The organism is Rossellomorea vietnamensis NBRC 101237 (assembly GCF_001591825.1).
Lineage (GTDB): Bacteria > Bacillota > Bacilli > Bacillales > Bacillaceae_B > Rossellomorea > Rossellomorea vietnamensis.
On record NZ_BCVQ01000047.1, the window covers coordinates 1 to 25,028 of the forward strand.

Below are 25,028 nucleotides of genomic sequence, written 5' to 3' on the forward strand. Positions count from 1 at the left end.
GCTTCTTCTAAAGCAAAACATGAGCGTCTAAAATAGCGTCTTTACTTATGTCTTCAGTTTTGAAATAATAAGGAATTGATGAACTTGGTAAGAAAAGGGGAATAATACAATGATTCAACGTTTTATTGAATTAGGAGAAGGTTATTCAGATATTTATGAGCTTTTGGAGCTTGCGAAAGCGAATGAAGAACGTTTACAGCATATGCTCGCATTCCATACCATTGTGAAGGACCGCGCTGTCACTTCTTTGGCCCTTGTAATGAAACCGACGGAACAAGGGAAATTCCAGGCCATTTATGTATGCCGTGAAGGAATTCCCAATCCTAATATTACACCGAACCAGCGCTACTCACTATTTGAGGAGACAGCCGAGAAGCTTGGCAGGGTCATCATTCAAATGGATGTTAAGCCCTCGACTCTATTTCCGGAAAATGCACTGTACTATCAGCATTTGATTGCCATTTTGAGATTGAATCATTATATTCTGCCTCTGCAATGACCGGCGCCTCGCGACTTAAACAGATTGATGTGACAGTCCAATGAAAAAAGCTGCCAAGATAATATTCTTTGGCAGCCATTCTTAAAATCCCATTTTGTAATCGTATTCCTTTGCTTTATCAGGACGTGAATTTTCAAAGACGGACTTGATAAATGGCTTAAAGGAAGGATCGACTCTCTTCACGTATGAATAAGCAGAGATTCTTTCCATCACAGAGTCCAGTTCGTCCTGATTGCAATACAGCACCACATATTTCATTTTTTTCGATACATAGTGAACATTTCCAAATCGTCTAAGGGACTTGGCATGCTTCAAGCTATGTAACCAAACAACTAAACCTTGTCTTTCTGTTAACATATAGTTTCCCCTCTAGGAATCACTTTTTTTTAAGTCTAGCATAATAGCGTGTGGGTAAGCAATAAGTAATGGGATGATCTTTCCTTAAATGGAGTGTAAAGTAAATAGTGCATATCGAGAGAACGGAGGGCATACATGGACTTGAGCGTGATTTGGGACTATTTCATTGAACACCTGAAAGAAGAGGACGGAATTGAAGAAGCACAAGTAAAATGGAGTGCCGGCATTCCATTCATCTATATTCGATCTAAGAAACCGAAAAATGAAATTGAATACTGCATCAAGAAATGGTCGGCTAAAGCCATGCGTGGAAAGAGAATGCATTCTGATACTATTTTTTTCAGGGAGAAAGAATTTTTATATGTGTATCGCCACCGGTTCTTTGTTCCCCAGGAAAAAATGTTTTGCTGTGGGAATCTCTGTGTGGATTGTGTACGGTTAAAACAATAGGTGAAATCCCCTTGAAATAAAAGAAAGAGCAGACATATTCAGTCCGCTCTTTCTTTTATTTGTTTTGTCACGCCGAACAACCGCAGCTTCCACCTGAACCGCAGCCGCCTCCACAGGATCCCCCACTTGAGAAGAAAGGATTTCCTGATGGAACCTTCACATTTTTAGAGACGGAATGTCCGATCACAAGGCTCACCTGATCAAGGAGATCCTGCAACTCGTTTTCGGCTCTGCGGAATTCTGCCACATTCTCATCAAGATCCATCTCCCGCTTAACTTCCCGGATTTCTTTCATGATGGTTTTGTAGTCAGGATGGTATCTGCCAAAGCGTTGTACTTCTTCGTAACTCTCTTTCATCCGTGAAAAGGTTTGGACCTTTCGCTGGGTTTCAGTATTGTTACGCAGTTTATATAAAGACTTACGATAATTCTCTGCCACATCAGATTCTACTATCCACTGAGATAATTCGTCAGCTGAATCCAATATTTCCATTCTTTCAATAGTAGCAAGCATAACGCCCACCTCCGTAACGATATTTTAACATGTTTTACGGAAGGAAGCGAATAGGCAAATTCGATATTTTAAAATCGAAGGCAATAGACTAAAATAAAACACCGCCGAAATGTGGCGGTGAAGTTCTCGGGCGTCTTATTGAATGGTCACATAAAATTGTTCCTTCATCCCAAATGACTGGTTATTTTTCCCTACAATTTCAACATTTAATAGGTGCACACCTTTGGGTAAACCTTTAATGACAAAGGCAGCCGTGTGATATTCTTTATATAAATTCCCTGTATTGGATCTGACAATGATTTTTCCTTTTTTGGCGCCCTTTTTTTCTGATGTGAATGTAACACCCGGTACAATGCATTCTATATACACTTGATTTCCCTGAACCATATGTTTGATGGAAACAGGCTTTTGCTCTCGATTGGCCGCCTCCACCTTATTAGCGAACGAGAAGCTTTCCGGTTCAGGCATCTTTTCCTTACAACCGCTTAATACTAGTAAAGCGAAGGCTAACATCATCATTTTCTTCATCGTTTACACCACTCCTTACCTATAGCCTTGCCCTATCGATCCCTTTTTTACTCAAATATTATTTGTCCAGATAACGACAAAAAAAATAGCACCTTAATTGTCGGCACTATTCATTGATTGAAACATACTGATCATCATGGAAGCCATCTGTACTCCATTCGAAAATTTTTGAACCCTGTGTGGAATCGTTTTTTCAAAATGATTGATGGACGCGATTTCAAATTTTTCAAGTTCATTTGGATTTCGGGAAAGTGTGCGATACCACTGGGGTTGATCCCTTAGAAATAATTTCAGGTCTTCTTTACCGTAAATATATTCAATGATGTCCGCTCTCATATTTTACCCCCTTAATCTTTTCGGAAAGAAAATGGATGGGAAGGTTTGGATGGAGCTTCCGTTTTGGTCGCTGTACCGGATCCCCTATTGTTACCTGATTGAAATTGACTGAGAACTCCCTGAACGGTTCCAAGAGCTTCACTTAAGCTGTTGATATGCTGCTGCAATTGATTAGCGTCCATTTTCTTCACCATTTCTCCCACCTGGTCCATCCACCCTCCTTTACTTTCGGAATTGGTCGAAGTCTTTTCATTCTCTTTCTCTGACTCTGTCCTATATTTATCCCACCTTGTATCATCTTCCCCAAGCAAATACCAGTCTTCAAAGAGATCCTGCCAATTAGCATCGCCGTTTCGTACATCCTTAATGATTTTTGGATGCTTTTTCACAAAACCTTTAAATTCTTTGACTTTAGGGTGTAATGATTTCCCCATAATATGAACACCTCCATTACAGGCTTCTACCTACTATACTTTATGAAAAGTTGAAAAGAATGGTGATACATTCCTTTTTGTAGTAATATTTACATGTAATTGCCCAATCGTTGTCCCAACAGTTCAGTGCTGACTGTGAATACTTTAAAAGGATGTTTAAACATGAGAGAACAGGTAAAAAAATTATTTAATGAATGTATGACAGGAGCTACCGATGAAGATCTCCTGATTATGAACCAGCTGCTCGAAGGTATACAGCGGAAGAAAAACAGTGAAAATGGATCAATCATCGGCGGGATCTTCGCCATGGACAGAAAAATGACAGACGGGAACTTAGAGGTGAGCATCCCGATCTCTCCCGTTACATATAACTCGCTTGAAATTGTACATGGTGGTGTCACCGCTACCCTCGTTGATACTGCTATGGGTACCCTGGCAAACATGATGCTTCCCGAAGGATATGGCGCAGTGACGACAAACTTAAATGTCCACTACCTGGCACCCGGTGTAGGTGAACGCCTCACTGCCCATGCGACAGTCGTTCATCAAGGAAGCAAAACGATTGTAGTGGACGGTAAAGTCGTAAGTTCTGACGGTAAAATCGTAGCTCACTCAACGGGTTCTTTTTTTATTTTCAAAAAGAATCAATAAAAAGGTGGATTCTCCGTTCTGGAGAATCCACCTTTTTATTCTTCTTCATTCATTTTCTCTATGAAATTCTGGGTGTAAAATCGTTTGTAAACACCTACGCCAAGATGGGTGAAATTCTTCTCCAGCAGGATCTTCCTATGACCTTCTGAATTGAGCCAGCCATGCACAGCTTCCGGGGCATCCATATATTGCGACGCGATGTTTTCCCCAGCTGTCTTAAAACGTACATCCCCTTGTTCCAATCGCTGAGTAAGATCCCCGAGGGTAGGTGAATCATGGGAGAAGTAATCCTCTTCATACATTTCTTTACTATGTCCCCTTGCTACCTCCGCCGTTTCCTCATCCCACTCGAGAGTTTCTTCATCAAACTGATGTCTGATTACATTTGTAATATCAAATATCTGCTGTTCACTTGCTGTATTCACTTTATCCCATTCGTCTTCACTCGGTTCCGTTTCCTCAGCGAGCTCACCACGATACATCATTTCATACGGATGCATCTCGATCAATGTGCGGCTATCCAGAAATCGGATACTCGTCAGTCGGCCTGTGATTTTGTCCAAATAAAGCTGAGCATAGATATTTCCGAGGGGTACGAGAAGGCGTGTATTCAAATCTTCTTCATTCAATTCAAATTGATAAGCTCCTGAATCATCGTTCACAACGATTTCAGATTCGACAATGGTAAAACGATAAATATCTTCCAGGCGCTGTCCAAGCTTATAAGGTGCCACATCCACCTGATTCCCGATGGCATATAAGGTAACCACCTTATCATTTACAACACCCATTTGTATGTATTGTTTAGTTGAAATCGGATAAACCCACCAATCATATCCGTACGGACTGGGTTCGACTCTTTCCGGGTCCCCAAATGATTCCTTTACCATTTTCGTATCTTTGCCTATCCAGGTGGATAAGCCGGAAGCGGGTCTTTCCCCTGGTGTCTCGATGGATTGATTCACCTGGTTCTCTTTGTCTTCCTTAAGAGTCTGGGTTTCTGGTCCCTTTAATGGTTTGTTTTCCTGCTTTTGACCTTGATAAATACCAATAATTAAAATAATGACAAATATGATCAAAACACGTAAAACGGTTTTCAGGATCTCCCCTCCTCTCTTTCCCCATGAATAAATAGGTCAACGTTACTATAAATAGTATACACTAATCGGATTATTAAATTGTGTCTACCATAAAGAATAGCATATTTTTACCCGTACTAAAACTGACGTACTCTTTCAATCTTTTCACAAAAAATTTTACAAAAATCAAAAATCCGAACGAATTCGATTTTCAATAAATGAATGTCGAATGATCGTCCGGATCTTCTTTTAACTAAAGTGGCTTATTACTAAAGTGTGGTTCCGATATATTTTCCAGGGCTGTATACGCCTCTTTACCTAACGTTTCCCTTATGGCGAGGTCGCCTAAGGATATCATTCCGATCAATCTCTCTCCTTGAACTACAGGAAGCCTCCTGATCTGATTTTCGGCCATCATATGGGCAGCTTCCTCAACTGAGGTTTCCGGCCCAGTGGTGATTAGGTGTTTACTCATAATATCCTCTACCTTTGAAGAAGCAGGATGCTTTTCAGCAATACAGCGGAGGACTATATCCCGGTCCGTCATCACTCCCACTATTTTTTCTCCATCCAGAATGGGAATGGAACCAATATTATATTCTTTCATTTTAAGAGCCACCTCATATACATTGTCGAGTAATGAACAGGTCTCTACATCCTTCGTCATGATATCCTTGATTTGAGTCATCTTATCCCTCCTGTTATTCAAAATATTTCATTTCCTATTTTCCGGCTTTAACATGAAAGATATTCACCTTTTTAAAAATCACCCAATTCAAATGATTCAAGACATTGCAAGAAAAAGTTTTTTCCACTATTATTAAGTATGAGACATACCGCATTTAGTATCAATGTACATAAATGCTTCTACGATACGGACAGCATGGGGATAGCAATGTATCCGTCACTCTCATGCAAGCCAATATAGGAGGAAAATATTATGCGTTTTGAAGCAACTGAATTTGAAAGCTTAAAAGTCGATTTAAACCGATTGGACGAAATCATGGAATCCCATGGATTGGTCCGTGCTGGTCAATGGGATTACGAGCGTGTAACCTATGACCGTAAATTTGAAATTAGAGAAGGCATTTTCTATTTACGGATCCAGGGCCTTGCAGTCGAGGGGGATGTCGGAAAGCATGATGCTGTTATCCAATTAATGACTCCTCTACTCGGGAAACATTACTACCCGCACGGAGTTGAATATGGCGAAGGTGAAGAGTTCCCTAAACATCTTGTCACTTCTTGCGAAAAGCTCTTAGCTGATGTAAAAAAAGATGCAACGAACTTTGCATGGTAATAGCCCATATAGAAAAGACTGTCCGCCTTGTGGACAGTCTTTTCTATATGGCCATTTGTACGAAAGGCACTTCATTACACCCTGTTCTAAACGGAAACAAAACCTTCAAAATTTCACTTTCTTCCCACTGTTCATTCTTCTCTGACTCTAATATAATAAAAGGAAGAGGTTCCTGTTAGAAAGGGGTACACCATTGTCCAAGTTTTTCACTAAAAAAGTATGGATGATCTCATTAGTCATCTTACTGATAGCATTAATTGCATTTTTTATTCTGCCGGTATCCGTAACATTGATCACTGCGATCATCACCGCTCTTTTTCTTGAGCCTGCTGTAGGTTTCATCCAAAAACGCTTTTCAACAAAACGGAGATTCGCAGTCCTTTCCGTCTTCATTCTGTTTCTGCTCCTCATCAGTGTTACCTCGTTTTTCGTCACCACTAAAGTGGTCGGAGAAGGAATTAAGCTTATTGAAGATGCACCCAAATACGTTAATCAATTGAGCGATATCTGGCTGGATTATGAAGATCGATTGTTGAATGCAACCGAGGATCTTCCCGATGAATTGGTCAAGAGCTTCAGTGATGATGTCCAGAGCTTTCTGGAGAGTGGTAAAACAAAGATTCTGAATTCATTCAACATAGAAAGAATCAGCGTGTTTTTGTCGTATATACCGAATTACCTGGTAAGTTTTCTTGTCTACTTAATCGCACTTTTTCTATTCATGCTGGATCTGCCCAGGATCAAGAAATCCATTTATGGTCATCTGACAGAAAGAACAGCTGAGAAAGTAACCTTTATGACGTCCAGACTTACCTACGTGATATTTGGATTCTTTAAGGCGCAATTTCTCGTCAGTATCATCATCTTTATCGTTTCCTTGATCGGGCTTCTTTTCATAGCTCCTGATGTGGCGATTGTCATGTCCATCATCATCTGGGTGATTGATTTCATTCCACTGATCGGTTCCATCGTTGTATTGGGCCCATGGGCAATCTTCCATCTCTTGACTGGAAACATCGCTCTCGGAACCCAATTAGCGGTGCTGGCCGCCATATTGTTGATCATCAGACGAACAGTAGAGCCGAAGGTAATGGGAAGCCATATCGGATTGTCCCCCCTTGCTACGCTCATTGCCATGTACCTTGGCCTTAAGTTATTTGGGGTATTGGGATTCATTATCGGCCCATTGCTTCTCATTGTGTTCAACTCCGCTAAAGAAGCAGGAATCATAAAAACCAACTTCAAAGTATAAAAGGGCAAATCCCGCTGTTCGGGATTTGCTTTTTTATATACAAAAAACCGCTATGCTTATTTCGCATAGCGGTTTTTATTAATATCCCAGTATAGCCCTAATAACGGACGTTGTCTCTCCACCTTTGTAGAAAACGTAAAGCAGAAGATAAACGGCAACCCCTGTGATGGCCGTAAAAAACCAGATGAAGCTTGTAATCGGACCAAGCTTGCGATGGGTTTTCAGCCGATCCTTATACCCTGTCCAAAGGCTTAAGATGCCAAATACGGCGCCTGTGGTCGCGAGAGTGATATGAAAGACCAGGAAGATCGTATAATAGACCTTGATATCATCAGGACCGCCAAATGATGTGTTCCCGACAAAAATCGTCCTGCTCAAGTAAATAACGAAAAAGATAAGGGCGAAGATCCCCGCAAGCGTCATCGTTTTCTGATGTTGTTCAATCTTTCTTTGTTTAATCTGCCACCAACCTATTGCCACAGTAACAGCACTTAACACGATGAAACTCGTGCTAATGGTAGGTAAAATAGGTAAATCCATCTCGTTTCCTCTCTTTTCTAAAAAATTCTAACCGGTATCTTTCAAGGCACCTATGTACATACAGGAATAACCACACTCCCGGATATCCCTGTATACGCAATTTATTGTTCTGGCAGAGTTGAATCAGCAACCGGATCATAGGAAAGCTTCTCTTGCTGCTCCTGATCCTTTCTATACCATTGGAAGAACAGATTAAATAGCACGACTCCAAACACAATTTCCTGAATAATCTTCATCAGGACTCCCCCAAGCTGTTGATCATTGAGAGTCGACATGGACGTGAATAATTCCGGACCTGTAAGTGTCAACCCTTCTAGTGTATTCACAGGTACACATAGAGATAACGCTTGAAGCCATTCGTTTGGATCATAATAAGTCGCATACATCGGGTTTTCGGCGAAGATGATCAATCCGCATGCCGGGGTCAATAACACGGCGCTTCCCAAGATATACCCGATTCGTTTTAAACCACTTAATTCAATATCTTCATCCACCGGATTAATCAGTGGCCACCACATAAATACGGCAAGAATGAATAATATGAACGTGGTCAAAGCGTGTAGAGTGACATCCGTCCGTACATTATCAAAAATTAACGGGATATGGTATATCGAAAAAACCAGATTGAATGACAATAAGGAAATCAGCGGCTTGGTCATAAAGCTGAATATCTGTTTCACGACCGGCAATTCAATCGTTGCCTTCCAAACCCAATCCGGTATTCCCAAAATCAATAATGGTGTAAAGACAAGATATAAAAAGGCCATCTGTGTCATATGGGCAGAAAACAATATCCCGCTCAGAACCTCAACAGGCGAACCCTTGATGGCATATAATAAAACCATCGAAACAAGGAAAAACGCTGCTTCCTTTCCAGTCAGCTTCCTGCTATCCCTGAAGCTGTCCCTCCACTTTATCGTAATCAAAAAATAGAGTACCGTCATAAACACCAGCGTCATAAGAAAAAACGGGCTCCATAACGCCATAAATCCAAAAATACCCAAAGGCATCTTCTCACCTCATTTCACAATTTACACCTACCCCCATTATACTGACAACCCTCCCCCACTTCAATGCGAGGTCATGACAAGTTCTTGAACATTAGAAAAGCGGAGGCGCCTTGAACAGCCCCAACAAGCATAAGGCGAATCAACCGGAATGGCGTCCTTTGCCATTTTGGTTGATTCGACTTATGACCTCGAGGGGCTAGGCGCCGGAGCTGGACAATCGAAAAGCGGAGCCGACTGGGTTGGCCCGACAAGCATAAGATGAATGGGCCAGGAAGGCGTTCTTTGCCTTCTTGGACCATTTAGCTTATGACCTCGAGGGACAAGGAGGCGGAGCTGGACAATCGAAAAGCGGAGCCGACTGTTCTGGCCCGACAAGCATAAGATGAATGGGCCGGGAAGGCGTTCTTTGCCTTCTTGGACCATTTAGCTTATGACCTCGAGGGACAAGGAGGCGGAGCTGGACAATCTAAAAGCAGAGGCGCCTTGAACAGCCCCGACAAGCACAAAAAAAGCCAGCCAAACGGCTGACTTTTCTTTAGATCCATACAATTGTTAAAAATGTTAACACTGTGATAAATGCAACAAGTGCACCAGAATACAGGAACAATGAAGGAGCTTCATGACCCTTATGACTCATATGCATGAAGTAATACAGTTGAAACACCAGCTGAACGACTGCTAGTAGGAGAATGAATGGTACAACAAAGTACTTATCGAAATCCCCTGCTACAGCGATAAATGCCACCAATGTTAAGAAAATCATTAACATGAAGGATGTTAACTGCATTTTCATGTCTTCTGCATTCTTCTTACGACGATACTCGTAATCTACACTTGGGTTACCTGAAGTTGATTGTTGATTCGCCATCAGTTTATCCCACCATTCCCATTAAGTATACTACTGTAAAGATAAATACCCATACAACGTCGATGAAGTGCCAGTATAGTGAAGCTAAGTAGAACTTCGGAGCATTGTACAGATTCAAACCACGTTTCGCATTGCGAAGCATCAAGCTGACGATCCATAGAAGACCGAATGCAACGTGCCCCCCGTGGAATCCTACAAGTGTGTAAAAGGCTGAACCAAAGGCACTACTAGTAAAAGTATGCCCATATTCGTGTACGTAATGATTAAACTCATAAATCTCTAATCCAAGGAAGCCTGCACCTAAAAGCACAGTGATCAATAACCAGGCCTGCATCCTCTGGAAATTAAAGTTTTTCATATGATACATCGCATAGACACTTGTCAGCGAGCTTGTTAAAAGCAGCATCGTTGCTAAAAAGGAAAGCGGTAAATCAAAAAGATCAGTAGTGAGAGCATGGCTATCACTAGGAACTCTGTTTTTAAGAGCTAAATACGTTGCAAAAAGAGAGCCGAAAAGGACCGTTTCTCCACCAAGGAAAAACCAGAAGCCCATAAATTTATTTTTCCCCTCAAGGGTCGCCTTTTCAGGGGAGGCCGGCCAGGTCTTTGGCGTGAATTTTTCTTCAGCTTGCATTATGCCTTACCCCCTTTATCGTCATCCATTAAATCTTCTTTATGCACATGATAACCGTGGTCATCTACAACAGAACGAAGGAACATGGATCCCAATGTGATAAGCATACCGATGATGAGAACAGGCAGTGCCCATGCTTTATCATCTACATGATACATGGCACCAAATGCCGCAATGAATAATCCCAGAGAGATAAAGAAAGGTAAAATGGAATTATTAGGCATATGGATATCACCAATAGGTTCAGCTGGAGTCAATCCTTTATTCCCTTCCATTTTCTCTAACCAATAAGCATCCAACCCACGGATAAGTGGTGTTTGTTTAAAATTATAGAACGGTGGTGGTGACGGGATTGCCCATTCAATGGTACGTCCGTCTCCCCAAGGGTCGTTGGATACTTTTACACCTTTAACTTGTGTTGAAATGATATTGATGACATAAACGATTACAGCCACACCCATGAATCCTGCACCGATGGAGCTGATTAAGTTAGCCGTTTCGAATCCTTGACCAGGCAAGAATGTCCATACACGACGCGGCATTCCCATCAATCCAAGGAAATGCTGGATGAAGAACGTCAGGTGGAAGCCGATAAAGAATAACCAGAACGCGATCTTTCCTAAGAAATCGTTCAACATGGTTCCAAACATTTTTGGCCAGTAATAATGAGTACCTGCTAGTAGGGCAAATACTACCCCACCTACGATAACATAATGGAAGTGGGCAACAACGAAATACGTATCATGGAACTGGTAATCTGCCGCGGCAGAAGCCAGCATGATTCCCGTTACCCCACCCGCTACGAAAGTAGGGATGAATGCTACAGCATATAGCATAGGAGTCGTGAATCTAAGACTTCCTCCCCACATAGTAAGGAGCCAGTTAAAGATCTTGATACCCGTCGGAACGGCAATTGCCATTGTAGCAACCGCGAATATAGCATTCGCGATAGGTCCTAAACCAACCGTGAACATGTGGTGGGCCCAAACCATGAATCCTAGGAAACCGATCAATACGGTCGCAAATACCATGGATGAGTAACCGAATAAGCGTTTTCTAGAGAAGTGTGGAATGATCTCTGAGAAAATCCCGAACGCAGGCAGTACAAGGATGTATACCTCAGGGTGACCGAAAATCCAGAAGAAGTGTTCCCAGATAATCGTATTCCCTCCATTTGCTACATCGAAGAAATTCGCTCCGAACATACGATCGAATAACATTAGGAACAAACCTACTGTCAAGGCAGGAAATGCGAATAAGATAAGTGCCGATGTAACAAATACTGTCCAGGTGAAAAGTGGCATACGCATATATGTCATTCCTGGAGCACGCATGTTAATGATCGTTACAAGGAAGTTGATACCACCTATCAATGTCCCCGCACCGGCAATCTGTAACCCCAATACATAGAAGTCGATTCCATGACCCGGTGATGCCAGGGAAAGAGATGCATAAGATGTCCATCCTGCATCTGGAGCCCCTCCCATGAACCATGAAAGATTCAGGAATACTCCCCCTAGGAAGAATAACCAGAACCCTAATGAGTTTACGAAAGGAAACGCAACGTCACGGGCACCGATCTGCAGTGGTACAACAGCATTCATAAATGCAAATATCAGCGGCATGGCAGCCAGGAATATCATCGTCGTACCGTGCATCGTTAATAATTCGTTGTATAAACCAGCGCTAACAAAGTCGTTGTTAGGAACGGCAAGTTGTATACGAATGATAAGAGCTTCTAAACCACCGACAAGGAAGAAGAATCCCCCTGCCATTAGGTAAAGGATGGCGATCTTTTTATGGTCCACTGTTGTCATGTAGTCCCATACAGTCGCGCCGAAGCCTTTTTTCTGTGAATAGCTACTCACGATTAAACCTCCCTTTTACTAATCCCCAATTAATCTTGAACCTTTAAGCCCATTAAATACTCTGCAAGTGCATCAATTTCATCTTCCTGCAGGTTACCATATGTACCTGTCATTTTATTACCTGGTTTGTACTGCTCAGGATCTGAGATCCAATTTTTCAACTCTTCTTTATTGTGATCCAATACGCCAGCGATACGTGAACGTTCACCGAAATTGGATAAGTTAGGAGCAAGTCGAGCAGATTCAGGTCTTCCATCCTGCGGTGATACCGCGTGACAGCTTAAGCATTTTTTGTTGAAGATTTCTTGTCCTTGTTGGGCTAAATCAGAAGTCGGTTTCGGTTCTCCTGCATTTTTCATATCTTCAACCCATGCTGTAAATTCTTCTTTAGGAAGCGCTTTAACTTTAAAGTCCATTAAAGCGTGGGAAGGACCACATAACTCGGCACATTTTCCATAGAATAATCCGCCTGCTTCTTCGGCCTTTTTCCCGTCGAACTCAAGGAAGAATTTATTCACACCATCTACGTTTGTATCAATCTTTCCTCCTGCTGCTGGAATCCAGAATGAGTGTTTTACATCTGAAGCTGTCACATTGAAATATACCTTCTGGTCAGTCGGGACAACTAAGTCTTGAGATGTAATGATCTTTTCATCAGGATACTCGAACTCCCACCAGTAAAGGTTGGCACGTACATTTACGACCAATGCCTCACGATTTCCGTCTGCATCCTTTTTATCCATCGCTTTTGTATCCGCTAACTGGAACGTTGCGGTAACAGTCGGAACAGCAAGGATAAGAAGTAGGATGATCGGGATAACGGTCCACACAATTTCAAGTGTGTGACTCCCCTCTACCTGCTTAGGGATTTTTGTATCCCCTTTCTTTCTACGGAAACGAACGATCGCAACCATATAGACAACCATGACTACAATGATGACCAATACCATAATTAATGTAGCAAGTATCATCAAATCATATTGTGTCTGTGCTACTTCACCAGCTGGCTGCAGTGTGGAGAGAAATGGCTCTCCACAGCCAGATAGAACTAGCGCCAACATTGCTACAACTGAAAATAAGCGCCACTTAGATAGCCTTGCTTTCATAGCTTAATCAAACCCCTCTTTCATGTAATTTACTTTGAATAAAACAAGGACCCATAAAAATATCTATTTGGATTTCTTAACAGAAAGAATTCCCGCTAATCTTAAAGTACCGTAACGATGACCATCGCTACGAACAAGATAGTCAAGTAATTTAATGAATAGACAAACATAAGCTTTGACCACTTAATATCGTCTTTCATTTTATACCCTGCCAGACCAAGTGCCAGCCAGCCGATGTTAAAGGCCGTTGCCAGAATAAAGAAGAACATTCCGAGATCCATCAAGAAGAAAGGAAGGGGTAAAAGGGCTGCAACCCATGCTACGATATGGTGCTTCGTTGTAGCGAATCCTTTCACTACTGGAAGCATCGGTATACTGGCTGCTCTATATTCTTCCACTCTTTTCATCGCTAACGCGTAGAAATGAGGAGGCTGCCAGATAAACATCATCAGGAACAGTACCCAGGCGACTACATCCAGGTTTGCATCTACTGCTGCCCAGCCGATCAGCGGCGGAACCGCACCTGAGATACTTCCAACAATTGTGTTGCTTACATATTTTCTTTTTGACCACATTGTATATAATACAACGTAACTAAATACCCCGATCAACCCAATGACACCCGCAGTGACGGTTGTCATGAATAACATGATCAGACCGACCGCAATCATGATTAACCCAAGGGACAATGCCTTTGGTCCATTGATTTTGCCTGTTACGGTTGGCCGTTCCTTCGTTCTTTCCATCAGATGATCGATGTCCCGGTCATATACATTGTTAATGGAGCAGGACCCCGCAATAATCAGGGAAGAACCTATCAACGTAAGAAACATGATATCCAGGGAATTCAGAAAGTGTGTATTCGTAAAATAAAAGGCTAACCACATACCTGTAAAGGTTGTAATTAAATTGGAATTAACGATCCCAATTTTAATGAGCGCTAAAAAATCCTTCCAAGCAGTTGAAGCTGTCACATCTGCTTTTTCAACGTCTGTCATAATTCGACTGTTAGACATTTTCTCTCTCCTCTCTATAAAAGGCAAGAGGTTTGTTGCCACCTCTATACTATATAGGAAATGATTAACTATTTCTATATTCATCTGTAAAAACATCCACAGATAAGAAATAGTATATATGCTATCAATATTATATTAAACCATATATTTTTTCCTTTTTGGGGGAGAATTAGACAATTATGTGAAGAAATTGTGAAGAAAGGAAGACGCAGAAGTTTCTTCACAATTTCTACAAACATTTTAATCCCATCATACCATAAAACACAGCTAAGCGCTTACAGATTTTGTTTTTACGCAAATTAGTCCTTCCCTACTATTACTATTCACTATTCTCCCTAGATAAATGCTCATAATTCTGTAACATTTTATCGGTTGAGTTTTTCACACCTATTATGTAATATCGTAGAGGCATATATATTTTTCTACTATATTTATTTATAGAAAGTGTGTAGAGTCTTTTAATTAAGAAGGTGAATAGATTGCAAAAAGGTGTTCACAAAGGATTAAAGTGGCTTGCCGTTCTGACTACCCTGGGTATGTTATTCGTCCTGTTGGGTGGAGCCCTGGTGACGAAGACGGAATCCGGTATGGGCTGCGGGCGATCTTGGCCCCTTTGTAACGGACAGTTCATTCCAAGTGATATTACATTTGAGCTTGTTATAGAATTAGCACATCGTGTTGTATCAGGCGGTGTGGGGTTATTGGTTCTGGCTTTATCGATCTGGTCATGGAGGTCAATCGGTTATAAACGGGAAACAAAATTCCTTGCAGCCCTTTCTTTCTTCTTTCTTGTATTGCAGGGACTAATCGGTGCTGCAGCTGTATTATGGGGGCAATCGGATTTCGTCCTGGCCATCCATTTCGGAATTTCCCTCATCTCTTTTGCTTCCATATTATTATTGACACTGCTGATTTTTGAAGTCGACCAGAAATTTGATGCGAATTCATTGGTCATCGACAGACGGATGAGATTTCATACGGTCGGTGTGACGATTTATAGTTATCTTGTTGTTTATACCGGCGCACTCGTAAGGCATACGGAGTCCAGCCTGGTGTGCAAGGATTGGCCATTATGTGTCAACTCCTCCCCAAGTCTCCCCACTAACCTGTACGAATGGATCCAAATGGGGCACAGGGCAGCAGCAGGCTTCATCTTCTTATGGATTGCCTATATCACTTACATTGCCATTAAAGAGCATAAGCATCAGAAAGTGATCTACTGGGGCTGGATCATCGCCTTTACCCTGGTTTGTCTTCAAGTAATGAGTGGTGCACTCGTAGTGTTCACAAGACTGAACCTGGCGATTGCCTTAATGCATGCTTTGATCATTTCGTGTCTGTTTGGATTATTGTGTTACTTCAATCTTCTTGCTTCAAGAAGTAAACGGAAGCAATAGAATAAAAGGATTCCGGTACAGGTACCGGAATCCTTTTTCATTATGCTTTATTCACTTCAATCAATAAATCCCCAGGGCTTATGGCATCCCCATTTTGCACATAGATATCTTTAACTGTTCCTGCAAAAGGCGCCTGTACGGTCGTTTCCATCTTCATGGCTTCAGTGATCATTAAATGATCTCCCTTTTCAACCGTTTCCCCTTTTTCTGCAATGACCCTTATAACCGTTCCCGGCATAGAAGCACCGATATGATTTTCATTTTTCGCATCAGCCTTCATTTTGGCCGCCACAGTGGATTTAATGCTTTCGTCCTTAATGACCACTTCACGTGCCTGCCCATTTAGTTCGAAGTAAACGATACGTGTACCATCTGCCTGAGCCTGTCCAATCGAGACAAGCTTCACGATGAGCGTCTTCCCTGTTTCGATTTCCACTTCAATTTCTTCACCCAGCCTCATCCCAAATAAGAATGTAGGGGTATCAAGGACCGAGATGTCCCCGAATTGATCCATTGTTCGTGCGTATTCCATGAATACTTTCGGATAGAGGGCATATCCAAGGGCATCAAAACTCGTGACAGGACGCTCGAGATCTTCAAAGAGTTTTTCTTTCAGGGCTGTGAAGTCCACATCATCCAACAGTTCTCCAGGTCGCACCGTCAACGGATTGCGCCCTTTCAAGATTACGCTCTGCAATTCTTTCGGAAAGCCTCCGTGAGGTTGACCCAGTGATCCTTCAAATAATTCAACCACTGAATCAGGAAAATCGATTTTCTCCCCTTTTTCGAGCACGTCTGTTTCTGATAAATCGTTTTGAACCATAAACAAAGCCATGTCTCCGACCACTTTAGAAGAAGGAGTCACCTTGACGATGTCCCCGAAGAGATGATTGACCCTTGCATACATGTCTTTGACTTCTTCCCAGCGATGACCGAGCCCAACTGCTTTTGCCTGCTGCTGAAGGTTGCTGTACTGCCCCCCTGGCATCTCGTGTTTGTATACTTCTGAATGCGGTGACATCATCCCACTTTCAAAGTCTGTATAATACTTCCGGACGTCTTCCCAATAGTGAGACAGGGTTTCCAGGGAATCAATGTTAACATTCGGTTCTCTTTCAGTCCCTTTTAACGCATAATACAACGTATTGGCACTAGGCTGGGACGTCAATCCGGACATGGTGCTAAGGGCCGTATCGACGATGTCGACACCCGCTTCGACGGCTCTTGCGTATGTGTAGATTCCGTTCCCGCTCGTATCGTGTGTATGCAGATGAATCGGCAGGCTCACTGTATCCTTCAGTTCGGAAATCAACCGGTAGGCTGACTGCGGCTTCAACAGCCCCGCCATATCCTTGATGGCCAGAATATGTGCCCCACTTGCCTCGAGCTCTTTGGCCATGTTTTTATAGTAATCGATATCATATTTTGTCCGTGTCGGGTCATCGATATCACCGGTATAGCATATGGCCGCTTCTGCGATTTTCCCGCTTTGTCTCACGGCGTCAATCGCCACTTCCATTCCCTTGATCCAGTTTAAGCTGTCAAAAATCCTGAAGACGTCGATACCGGCAAACGCTGATTTCTCGACGAATTCCCTGATTACATTATCCGGATAGTTCTTATACCCTACCGCATTGGATGCTCTAAGGAGCATTTGGAATAGTACATTAGGAATGCGCTCTCTCAAAGTCAACAATCGATTCCATGGGTCTTCCTTAAGGAAGCGGTAAGCCACATCGAATGTCGCTCCACCCCACATTTCATAGGAGAACATATCAGGCAGCAACTGAGATGTCGGTGCTGCTATCTGTTTCAGATCATTTGTTCTGACACGCGTCGCCAGCAATGATTGATGGGCATCACGGAACGTTGTATCGGTGAGGAGGACTGAATTCTGTTCTTTGACCCAATTCACCAGACCGTCCGCCCCATGCTGATCAAGGATTTGTTTCGTTCCGGGTTGAAACTCTTTCTTTACATCAAGAGCCGGTACCCGGGGTTTTTGGAAGACAGGTTTTTTCTTTTTCTCTACTCCCGGGAATCCATTCACGGTTACGTTCCCGATATACGAAAGCATTTTCGTGCCACGGTCTTTCCTTATCGGGAAAATGAATAGTTCAGGAGTCGTGTCGATAAACGAGGTATCATACTGTCCCGTAATGAAGTTTTCATGCTTGACGACATTTTCTAAAAACGGGATATTCGTCTTGATTCCCCGTATTCTAAATTCTTGAAGATTTCTGACCATTTTAGACGCAGCTTGTTCGAATGTAAGGGCCCACGTGGAAAGCTTCACGAGAAGGGAATCGTAATAAGGTGTAATGACCGCACCCTGGAATCCATTCCCGGCATCGAGACGGACCCCGAAGCCCCCACCTGAGCGGTAAGCCATGATTTTCCCGGTATCAGGCATAAAGTTGTTCAATGGGTCTTCCGTTGTCACACGGGATTGAATGGCAAATCCATTTGTCCTGATGTCATCCTGAAGAGGGATACCAAGCTTATCGCTGTGCAGGGCATATCCTTCGGCAATCATCAATTGTGATTGTACAATGTCCACTCCCGTCACCATTTCCGTAATGGTGTGTTCCACTTGAACCCGTGGATTTACTTCGATGAAGTAGAATTGATCATTTGCTACAAGGAACTCAACGGTCCCGGCATTCACGTACTTGACATTATCCATTAACCGGACGGCTGCCGCGCAGATATCTTCCCTCAAGCGGTCGCTCAACGATACGGAAGGTGCAATTTCCACTACCTTCTGATGGCGTCTTTGAATGGAACAATCACGCTCATACAGATGGACGATGTTACCATCATGATCTCCAAGAATCTGGACCTCAATGTGCTTCGGATTTTCAACAAATTTCTCTACATAAATTTCATCATTGCCAAAGGCTGCCTTCGCTTCTGATTTAGCCCGTTCATAGGCTTCTTTTAGGCTTTCAAGATTGCGGACGATGCGCATTCCCCGTCCACCGCCACCCAATGAGGCTTTAATGATGATCGGGAATCCGTTTTCCTTCCCGAAGCTGATGACTTCTTCCAATGTATCTACAGGTCCATCAGTACCCGGAATGACCGGAATATTCGCGAGCTGTGCCTGATGGCGTGCCTTCACTTTGTCACCAAACATATTTAAGTGCTCAGAATGAGGCCCTACAAAGGTGATTCCTTCTTCTTCACACCTTCTTGCAAAATGGATATTTTCAGACAGGAAGCCATATCCAGGGTGGATGGCGTCCACATCTGCATTCTTTGCAATTCGGATGATCCCTTCTATATCGAGATAGGCATCAATAGGCTTTTTCCCCTCACCTATCAAATAGGCTTCATCTGCTTTATAGCGATGATATGATCCTGAATCTTCTTTACTATAGATCGCTACGGTTCTAATATTAAGTTCCGTACATGCACGGAATACACGGATGGCAATCTCTCCGCGGTTTGCTACCAGTACTTTTTTAATTCGTTTCAATACACTCTCTCCTTTTGGCTGTTCATGATTGAAATTCCCCATATTGAAGTCTATGAAAAAAGGGCTGACCCCAAAGATAATAAAGAAGTATCTTAGGGGGCAGACCCTAGACTTAGAGTTTTAGATACTCTATCAAAGTGACCTACATTTTTACACCATATATTTTTTTGCTATTATCCTTATTCTCCGAAGGATAGTCATTTTCCTTCTTTGTTTTATATTTTTCTTCAAATTTTACAAACATCGACACATTTACGAGGACACCCATCGACAAAGATAGCACTAAGAGGGACGATCCACCGTAACTGATGAACGGGAGTGGGACCCCAGTGATCGGTATCAAGCCGGATACCCCTCCAAGATTGATGAAAGCCTGAATGCCGATCATGCAGGAGATCCCGATTGCAAGCATCGTTCCAAACGGATCCTGACATTTCACTCCTGTATAAATTCCCCTGAGGACAATATAGGAAAGGCCGAGGATGACAAAGCTTACCCCGAATACCCCTAACTCCTCAGCAATGATGGCCATGATGAAATCTGTTTGGGGCTCGGGTAAATAGCCAAGTTTTTGGACGCTTTGTCCTAAACCGAGACCTTTCACTCCCCCGGACCCGATCGCAAGGTAAGAATTCACCAAATGATATCCTTCACCCTGTGCATATTTAAACGGGGAAAGATAGGCTTCAATCCTGCTAAGCCTTTCCTTTGTGAAAATGAAGCCCCTTGCCAAGTATATGACCGGGGAGAGGACAATTAAAAATCCTACTCCAAGCCCTGCAAGCTTGAAAAATGTTTTATAACTGATGCCCGAACAGGAAATGACGATGGCACCGATGGCAAAAATGATTGCTGCCGTACCGAAGTCAGGTTCCAGAAATACTAAAAAGCATATGAAGCCAAGAAACAGTAATGGAGGTGCAAGACCTTTATTGAAGTCATCTATGTATGCCTGCTTCTTGGAATAAACAGAACCAAGGTAAATGATGACGGCAAGTTTCGCAAATTCCGATGGCTGGATGGGCATGAACCCTAAGTTGATCCAACTTTTAGCGTTATTCACCTCATACCCAAAAATATGTACCGCAAGTAATAAACCGATGATCACGATCATCAGGCCTTTGATGATCTTACTTACTTGAAATGCTTTATACGGAAACCACGCTGCTGCCGTAAAGGCAATAAAGCCGATGATGATATTGATCATCTGCCTTTTATAAAAGTGATCGCTATCCCAGCCAAACCGTTCGACTGCCATGACCATACTGGCACTATAAATCATGACGAGGCCAAATAAACAAAGAAATACATACACAGCGATTAAGGAATAATCGTAGGATTTTGCTATTTTTTTAATCATGACATTTCAATCCTTTTTCTCTTATATCATTTTCATCTTTCAAATCATCTTTCCTTAACAAAAAAACTCAAACAACAGATCTATGTATTGTTTGAGTTGTCATGACTATTTTACTTTTTTGTAGATGCTTCATGAAGGGCAGAAAGTTGTCTTTCCAAAGAATCAATCAGATCTTTTCCATCTTGATCATCTACAAGCCCTAAACGGACCGCAAATTCTATTTCACGAGATAATCCGAACATTTGGGTATCCAATACTTCCTCATATAGAGGACATTGGGGCATCGTTAAATTATCCATTTGCACTTTAATAAGTTGTAATATCTTTTCTGCGTCGGCCTTTAATAGTTCATAGGCTTTTTCCCGATGATTGATTGTCATTTCTGACGCCACAGTGATCCCCCCATTCCGAACAAATAACCTTCCTGTCTTAAAATTTTATCGTTAAACCCGATAAATTGCAAGAAAAATAAGTGTTTTTCCCGGGATTCAATGACAGAATTTCGAACATTTTTCATCTAGTAAATGGGGGTATTTCATCACGTAAGTCGCGCTCTTTTACTGCAGGGATGAACCATTATTGCAGGCTAAAATATACTCCATGAGTGTTCATCACTGAGCATTTCGAGAAGCTTCAGCCCTGCAATGCTATTTCCAACATCATCGAGTGCCGGCCCGAAGATCCCTATTCCGCATTTACCGGGAACCGATCCCATGATGCTGCCTGATACGCCACTTTTAGCGGGGATCCCCACCTTAATGGCAAACTCCCCAGAGGTATTATACATCCCGCATGTCACCATGAAGGTTTTACATACCCTCGCCACATCCCTCGTAATCAATTCCCGGCCGCTCTCCGGATCGATCCCGTCATTGGCGAATACCGCTCCCATCTTGGCAAGATCCACACAGTTCATCTCCACGGCGCATTGCTTCGTGTAAAGGACGAGTAGATCCTCGACATTCCCCGTGATCACCCCATGCTGCTTCATGAAGTAGCAAAGGGATCGGTTCAGATTGGCCGTTTGGAGTTCTGAATAGGCCACATCTTCATTATATGAGACCGTTTCGCCTGTCATATGATTGATGAACTCGATTAAGCGGTACCATTTCTCCATTCCGGTGTTTCCCTTGATCATGTTCGTTACAGCCAGTGCCCCTGCATTGATCATTGGATTAAGGGGTTTTGACGGCTTGTGGGTTTCAAGTTTCGCTATGGAGTTGAATGGATCTCCTGTAGGTTCCATTCCAACCTTTGAAAAAACGTACTCTTCCCCGTAGTCCATTAGTACGAGTGCAAGGGTGATGACCTTTGAGATGCTTTGGAGAGTGAATTTCTTCAAATGATCCCCCGCATAACAGGAGTTATTATCCAGAGTGTAAATGCTTATTGCAAGATCATGGGGGTTTTGATCCTTAAGTGCGGGTATGTACTCTGCAACCCTTCCTTCGGATGAAAAGGGTCTCGCCCTTTCAACTAATCCTTCCAACCATTCCTGAGTGTTTATCATATATCCAACATCTCCTTTTATCCTACTTATCATTTCCCTATTTTCATGCATTGAAAACGCTGAAAATGCTTTCATCAGAATGTGACAAACCCGCATTTAACATATATACTGATACTATCAGCGAGAGGAGGAATCAGTAGTGGAAAGTATCATACCGATAAAAGGGAAAGTGAAATTCCCCATTACAATGGATGCGGGAGTCTGGATATTTGATGATCGAAAAGTGGATTTAACTACATATTTTGATGATACAGCAGAAAAAGTGGATGAGTTGGAGGAATATACAAAAGCGGTTTCCAAGCACTGGTCCAGGGAGATACAGGAAGGTGCAACCTATCCGCCCACTTTGAAAACCGAGAAGAGATATGAGAAAGAAAAGATTCTTAACGGCACATTTGCCATTCCTTTTTCACCTTTTTTAAAAAATGCAGAGCCACTTCCTGAAGGGGCTTCCATCGTGATTGAAACCGAAAACGGGGATCACACTTTGGATATAAAAGAGGCTGACCAGCTGTTGATGGGATTTTCTAAAGAAGGCAAGCCGCTCAGGGAAAACGGACCCGTTCACGTTTATTTTACAGATGGGTCGAACAGGGACAACCCGATTACAGATGTCAGGGCATTTCGAGTGGAATAATAAACGTATGAAAACCGGTTCAGTAACATCTGAACCGGTTTTTTCATACGTTATCATTGTGTGATTCCAAATGCTTACAATATATCCGCCGCAAGCTGTGCCAATCCCGACCTTTCACCCTTCATGAGCTTCACATGTCCGGCTAATTTTTGATCTTTGAATTTCTCTACTACATATGTCAGTCCATTATTATATTCATCAAGATAAGGGTGATCGATTTGAGCCGGATCTCCCATCAACACAATTTTACTCCGTTCCCCGACACGTGTCAGAATCGTTTTTACCTCATGCTTCGTCAGGTTCTGAGCTTCATCTATGATGATATATTGATCTGGAATGCTTCTACCTCGTATATACGTCAATGCTTCCACCTCGATGGACCCCATCCCGGCAAGGATATCATCCAGTTCACCCGGCTTTTTTGTATTGAACAGGTATTCGAGATTATCATAAATCGGCTGCATCCAAGGTCTCAACTTTTCTTGCTTTTCACCAGGAAGATAGCCTATATCTTTGCCAACAGGAACGATTGGGCGGGCAACGAGTAATTTGTTGAATTTATTAAAGTCTTCCGTTTGCAAAAGTCCGGCTGCCAGTGCCAGAAGCGTTTTACCGGTCCCGGCTTTCCCGATCATGGTCACTAATGAAATATCATCACGTAATAATAACTCCGTAGCCATCGTTTGTTGGACATTCCTCGCCTTGATCCCCCACATATGTTCTTGATCATAGACCAGTTTCTTCACCTTGAGTCCGGTGGAATCCACCATTCCGAGGGCCGAGGCAGAACTTCCCAGGGCGTCTTTCATAATGAGGAATTGATGGGAATAAAATCGTTGTTTCGTTATCTCCGTAAGAGTCAGTTCCCCTTTTTCATAAAATTTATTGAGGAATTCTCTCTCAGTATATAATTCGATAAATCCGGTATAAATATCATTCACTTCAATGACCCTGTCACTCAGGAAGTCTTCTGCCTGTAAACCCAAAGCATCCGCCTTGACCCTGACAAGGGTATCTTTACTGACAAGGATAACCGATTTCCCATCCTTTTTTGCTTCTTCTTCGAGTGAAAGATTCTTTGCTACGGCAATGATCCGATTATCGTTTGTTTTTTCAACAAATATATCTTGAAGCTGCTGAAAGGAGCGGTGATTTAGTTCAATCCGTAATGATCCACCTGTATATAGGGGGATTTTTTCATGGAGCTTTCCTTCCTGTCGTAAATTATCTATCAGTTTCGATACATGTCTTGCGTTTCTTCCGATCTCATCCATATAACGCTTTTTGGAGTCCACTTCTTCTAAAACGACTGCAGGTATAACCACCTCATTATCCTGAAAAGAAAAGATGGCTTGTGGATCTTGTAATAAGACATTGGTATCTAATACATAAATTTTATTCAAATCGATGCCTCCTGCTCCTGATTTCTTATTACTATTGTATGTAGCCAATGATGTTCCGGTTATTCCCAGCTACTCAAATAGGACGGCCCGTTTCTTAAAATATATGAATAAACGTATAAAGATAGAAGAAAATTACACAATAAGAAAAGATATTGATTCTAAATCGGGAGGTATTCACATGTTTAAGCTCATCTCTCTCTTAATGGTCACCATCATCCTTGGAGCTTGCGCCAACAAAAATGAGGTCGGGTATAACAATGATGCAAACAGTAAACATAATAAACCCATCACTGTCCAGGATAGCAATATTCAACAGGTCCAACGCAAGACAGGACAACAAATCTCGAAGCACCTCGTGGATTTGACCACAAGTGTACCGGATGTGAAAGATGCAACGGCTGTAGTCATCGGTAAATACGCATTTGTAGGGATCGATATCGATTCGGATGTCGAGCGTTCCCAGGTCGGTTCCATTAAATATTCTGTCGCTGAAGCCCTTCAAAATGATCCATATGGGGCAGAGGCCATGGTCATCGCCGATCCGGATCTTTATGCCCGATTAAAGGAAATCAGTAAAGATATCCAACGTGGCGAACCGGTTCAGGGCATCATGAATGAATTGTCAGATATATCGGGCAGATTGATGCCGGAGATCCCTAAATCTTTAAAGCAGACCAATCCCGAAAATGCCCCGAACGAACCTAAGAAAAAAATGAATAACGCAAAAGAAAAACAGCTTAGAAAAAAACAAGAAGATCAAACATACGATAAAATCGATTGATTGGACAACCTTATTTA

27 protein-coding genes are annotated in these 25,028 nt (G+C 42.4%); 8 read left to right on the forward strand and 19 right to left on the reverse strand.

The window, feature by feature from the left end; translation table 11 throughout:
- Positions 1-109: 109 nt before the first annotated feature.
- Positions 110-499 carry a DUF7147 family protein gene (locus BVI01S_RS17945; protein ID WP_034755919.1) on the forward strand — a complete coding sequence of 130 codons (390 nt, stop codon included), beginning with the start codon at positions 110-112 and terminating at the stop codon, positions 497-499.
- 81 nt (positions 500-580) lie between these two features.
- Here the strand turns inward: BVI01S_RS17945 and BVI01S_RS17950 are convergent, their stop codons facing one another.
- On the reverse strand, positions 581-856 hold the full coding sequence (locus BVI01S_RS17950) for a YlbG family protein (protein WP_034755922.1): 276 nt from the start codon (positions 854-856) through the stop codon (positions 581-583).
- Positions 857-991: 135 nt separating this feature from the next.
- Here BVI01S_RS17950 and BVI01S_RS17955 point away from each other — a divergent pair, with 135 nt between their 5' ends.
- On the forward strand, positions 992-1,306 hold the full coding sequence (locus BVI01S_RS17955) for a hypothetical protein (protein ID WP_061811138.1): 315 nt from the start codon (positions 992-994) through the stop codon (positions 1,304-1,306).
- Between the two features lie 67 nt (positions 1,307-1,373).
- On the opposite strand, the gene BVI01S_RS17960 is transcribed toward BVI01S_RS17955, so the two are convergent.
- The 4 genes from BVI01S_RS17960 to BVI01S_RS17975 all read right to left on the reverse strand — a co-directional run bounded on the left by BVI01S_RS17960 (position 1,374) and on the right by BVI01S_RS17975 (position 3,118).
- Positions 1,374-1,820, reverse strand: a complete 447-nt coding sequence (locus tag BVI01S_RS17960) for a YlbF/YmcA family competence regulator (protein ID WP_061811139.1) — start codon at positions 1,818-1,820, stop codon at positions 1,374-1,376.
- Positions 1,821-1,955: 135 nt separating this feature from the next.
- Positions 1,956-2,348 (reverse strand): hypothetical protein, encoded by a 393-nt coding sequence (locus BVI01S_RS17965; protein ID WP_051758155.1) that lies wholly within the window; start codon positions 2,346-2,348, stop codon positions 1,956-1,958.
- 93 nt (positions 2,349-2,441) lie between these two features.
- Positions 2,442-2,684: a YlbE-like family protein gene (locus tag BVI01S_RS17970; protein WP_034755930.1), complete on the reverse strand. Its 243-nt coding sequence runs from the start codon at positions 2,682-2,684 to the stop codon at positions 2,442-2,444.
- Between the two features lie 11 nt (positions 2,685-2,695).
- Complete coding sequence (locus tag BVI01S_RS17975; protein ID WP_034755933.1) at positions 2,696-3,118, reverse strand: YlbD family protein; 423 nt, start codon at positions 3,116-3,118, stop codon at positions 2,696-2,698.
- A gap of 162 nt (positions 3,119-3,280) precedes the next feature.
- On the opposite strand from BVI01S_RS17975, the gene BVI01S_RS17980 reads away from it, so the two are divergent.
- Entirely contained in the window at positions 3,281-3,769 is a 489-nt protein-coding gene (locus tag BVI01S_RS17980; RefSeq protein ID WP_034755935.1) for a PaaI family thioesterase, read from the forward strand.
- Between the two features lie 35 nt (positions 3,770-3,804).
- On the opposite strand, the gene BVI01S_RS17985 is transcribed toward BVI01S_RS17980, so the two are convergent.
- Positions 3,805-4,848: a CAP domain-containing protein gene (locus BVI01S_RS17985; RefSeq protein WP_244886954.1), complete on the reverse strand. Its 1,044-nt coding sequence runs from the start codon at positions 4,846-4,848 to the stop codon at positions 3,805-3,807.
- 253 nt (positions 4,849-5,101) lie between these two features.
- On the reverse strand, positions 5,102-5,536 hold the full coding sequence (locus tag BVI01S_RS17990) for a CBS domain-containing protein (RefSeq protein ID WP_034755938.1): 435 nt from the start codon (positions 5,534-5,536) through the stop codon (positions 5,102-5,104).
- A 252-nt stretch (positions 5,537-5,788) separates the two neighbouring features.
- Here BVI01S_RS17990 and BVI01S_RS17995 point away from each other — a divergent pair, with 252 nt between their 5' ends.
- Positions 5,789-6,148, forward strand: coding sequence for a YugN family protein (locus BVI01S_RS17995; RefSeq protein ID WP_034755941.1), 360 nt, complete (start codon positions 5,789-5,791; stop codon positions 6,146-6,148).
- 193 nt (positions 6,149-6,341) lie between these two features.
- On the forward strand, positions 6,342-7,400 hold the full coding sequence (gene ytvI, locus BVI01S_RS18000; RefSeq protein ID WP_034755943.1) for a sporulation integral membrane protein YtvI: 1,059 nt from the start codon (positions 6,342-6,344) through the stop codon (positions 7,398-7,400).
- Between the two features lie 78 nt (positions 7,401-7,478).
- Here ytvI and BVI01S_RS18005 read toward each other — a convergent pair whose 3' ends face one another.
- From BVI01S_RS18005 to cyoE, 7 genes are all read right to left on the reverse strand, one after another.
- The gene (locus BVI01S_RS18005; protein WP_034755946.1) at positions 7,479-7,940 is read right to left on the reverse strand and encodes a DUF420 domain-containing protein; all 462 of its coding nucleotides are present in this window, start codon (positions 7,938-7,940) and stop codon (positions 7,479-7,481) included.
- Positions 7,941-8,041: 101 nt separating this feature from the next.
- A complete protein-coding gene (ctaG, locus tag BVI01S_RS18010) occupies positions 8,042-8,950 on the reverse strand; it encodes a cytochrome c oxidase assembly factor CtaG (RefSeq protein ID WP_034755949.1) in 909 nt (302 codons plus the stop codon).
- 535 nt (positions 8,951-9,485) lie between these two features.
- The gene (gene ctaF, locus BVI01S_RS18015) at positions 9,486-9,818 is read right to left on the reverse strand and encodes a cytochrome c oxidase subunit IVB (protein ID WP_034755952.1); all 333 of its coding nucleotides are present in this window, start codon (positions 9,816-9,818) and stop codon (positions 9,486-9,488) included.
- 4 nt (positions 9,819-9,822) lie between these two features.
- Positions 9,823-10,452, reverse strand: coding sequence for a cytochrome (ubi)quinol oxidase subunit III (locus BVI01S_RS18020; RefSeq protein WP_061811140.1), 630 nt, complete (start codon positions 10,450-10,452; stop codon positions 9,823-9,825).
- A complete protein-coding gene (ctaD, locus tag BVI01S_RS18025; RefSeq protein WP_034755956.1) occupies positions 10,452-12,320 on the reverse strand; it encodes a cytochrome c oxidase subunit I in 1,869 nt (622 codons plus the stop codon). The genes BVI01S_RS18020 and ctaD overlap by 1 nt, the downstream gene beginning before the upstream one ends.
- Before the next feature lie 29 nt (positions 12,321-12,349).
- A complete protein-coding gene (gene coxB, locus BVI01S_RS18030) occupies positions 12,350-13,426 on the reverse strand; it encodes a cytochrome c oxidase subunit II (protein ID WP_034755959.1) in 1,077 nt (358 codons plus the stop codon).
- A gap of 101 nt (positions 13,427-13,527) precedes the next feature.
- Positions 13,528-14,442, reverse strand: a complete 915-nt coding sequence (cyoE, locus tag BVI01S_RS18035; protein ID WP_034755961.1) for a heme o synthase — start codon at positions 14,440-14,442, stop codon at positions 13,528-13,530.
- A gap of 479 nt (positions 14,443-14,921) precedes the next feature.
- Between cyoE and BVI01S_RS18040 the strand changes: the two genes are divergently transcribed.
- The gene (locus BVI01S_RS18040; protein ID WP_034755964.1) at positions 14,922-15,839 is read left to right on the forward strand and encodes a COX15/CtaA family protein; all 918 of its coding nucleotides are present in this window, start codon (positions 14,922-14,924) and stop codon (positions 15,837-15,839) included.
- A 40-nt stretch (positions 15,840-15,879) separates the two neighbouring features.
- On the opposite strand, the gene pyc is transcribed toward BVI01S_RS18040, so the two are convergent.
- The 4 genes from pyc to glsA all read right to left on the reverse strand — a co-directional run bounded on the left by pyc (position 15,880) and on the right by glsA (position 22,190).
- On the reverse strand, positions 15,880-19,362 hold the full coding sequence (gene pyc / locus BVI01S_RS18045; RefSeq protein WP_061811141.1) for a pyruvate carboxylase: 3,483 nt from the start codon (positions 19,360-19,362) through the stop codon (positions 15,880-15,882).
- A gap of 100 nt (positions 19,363-19,462) precedes the next feature.
- On the reverse strand, positions 19,463-20,680 hold the full coding sequence (locus BVI01S_RS18050) for an FtsW/RodA/SpoVE family cell cycle protein (RefSeq protein ID WP_034755970.1): 1,218 nt from the start codon (positions 20,678-20,680) through the stop codon (positions 19,463-19,465).
- A gap of 110 nt (positions 20,681-20,790) precedes the next feature.
- Positions 20,791-21,072, reverse strand: coding sequence for an Fpa/YlaN family protein (locus tag BVI01S_RS18055; protein WP_034755973.1), 282 nt, complete (start codon positions 21,070-21,072; stop codon positions 20,791-20,793).
- A 194-nt stretch (positions 21,073-21,266) separates the two neighbouring features.
- Positions 21,267-22,190 (reverse strand): glutaminase A, encoded by a 924-nt coding sequence (gene glsA, locus BVI01S_RS18060; protein ID WP_082804779.1) that lies wholly within the window; start codon positions 22,188-22,190, stop codon positions 21,267-21,269.
- A gap of 139 nt (positions 22,191-22,329) precedes the next feature.
- Here glsA and BVI01S_RS18065 point away from each other — a divergent pair, with 139 nt between their 5' ends.
- Positions 22,330-22,827, forward strand: a complete 498-nt coding sequence (locus BVI01S_RS18065) for a hypothetical protein (protein ID WP_061811142.1) — start codon at positions 22,330-22,332, stop codon at positions 22,825-22,827.
- Between the two features lie 74 nt (positions 22,828-22,901).
- Here the strand turns inward: BVI01S_RS18065 and BVI01S_RS18070 are convergent, their stop codons facing one another.
- Positions 22,902-24,230 carry a PhoH family protein gene (locus tag BVI01S_RS18070; RefSeq protein WP_034755978.1) on the reverse strand — a complete coding sequence of 443 codons (1,329 nt, stop codon included), beginning with the start codon at positions 24,228-24,230 and terminating at the stop codon, positions 22,902-22,904.
- Between the two features lie 178 nt (positions 24,231-24,408).
- Between BVI01S_RS18070 and BVI01S_RS18075 the strand changes: the two genes are divergently transcribed.
- The gene (locus BVI01S_RS18075) at positions 24,409-25,011 is read left to right on the forward strand and encodes a YhcN/YlaJ family sporulation lipoprotein (RefSeq protein WP_034755981.1); all 603 of its coding nucleotides are present in this window, start codon (positions 24,409-24,411) and stop codon (positions 25,009-25,011) included.
- The last annotated feature ends 17 nt before the right edge of the window (positions 25,012-25,028 follow it).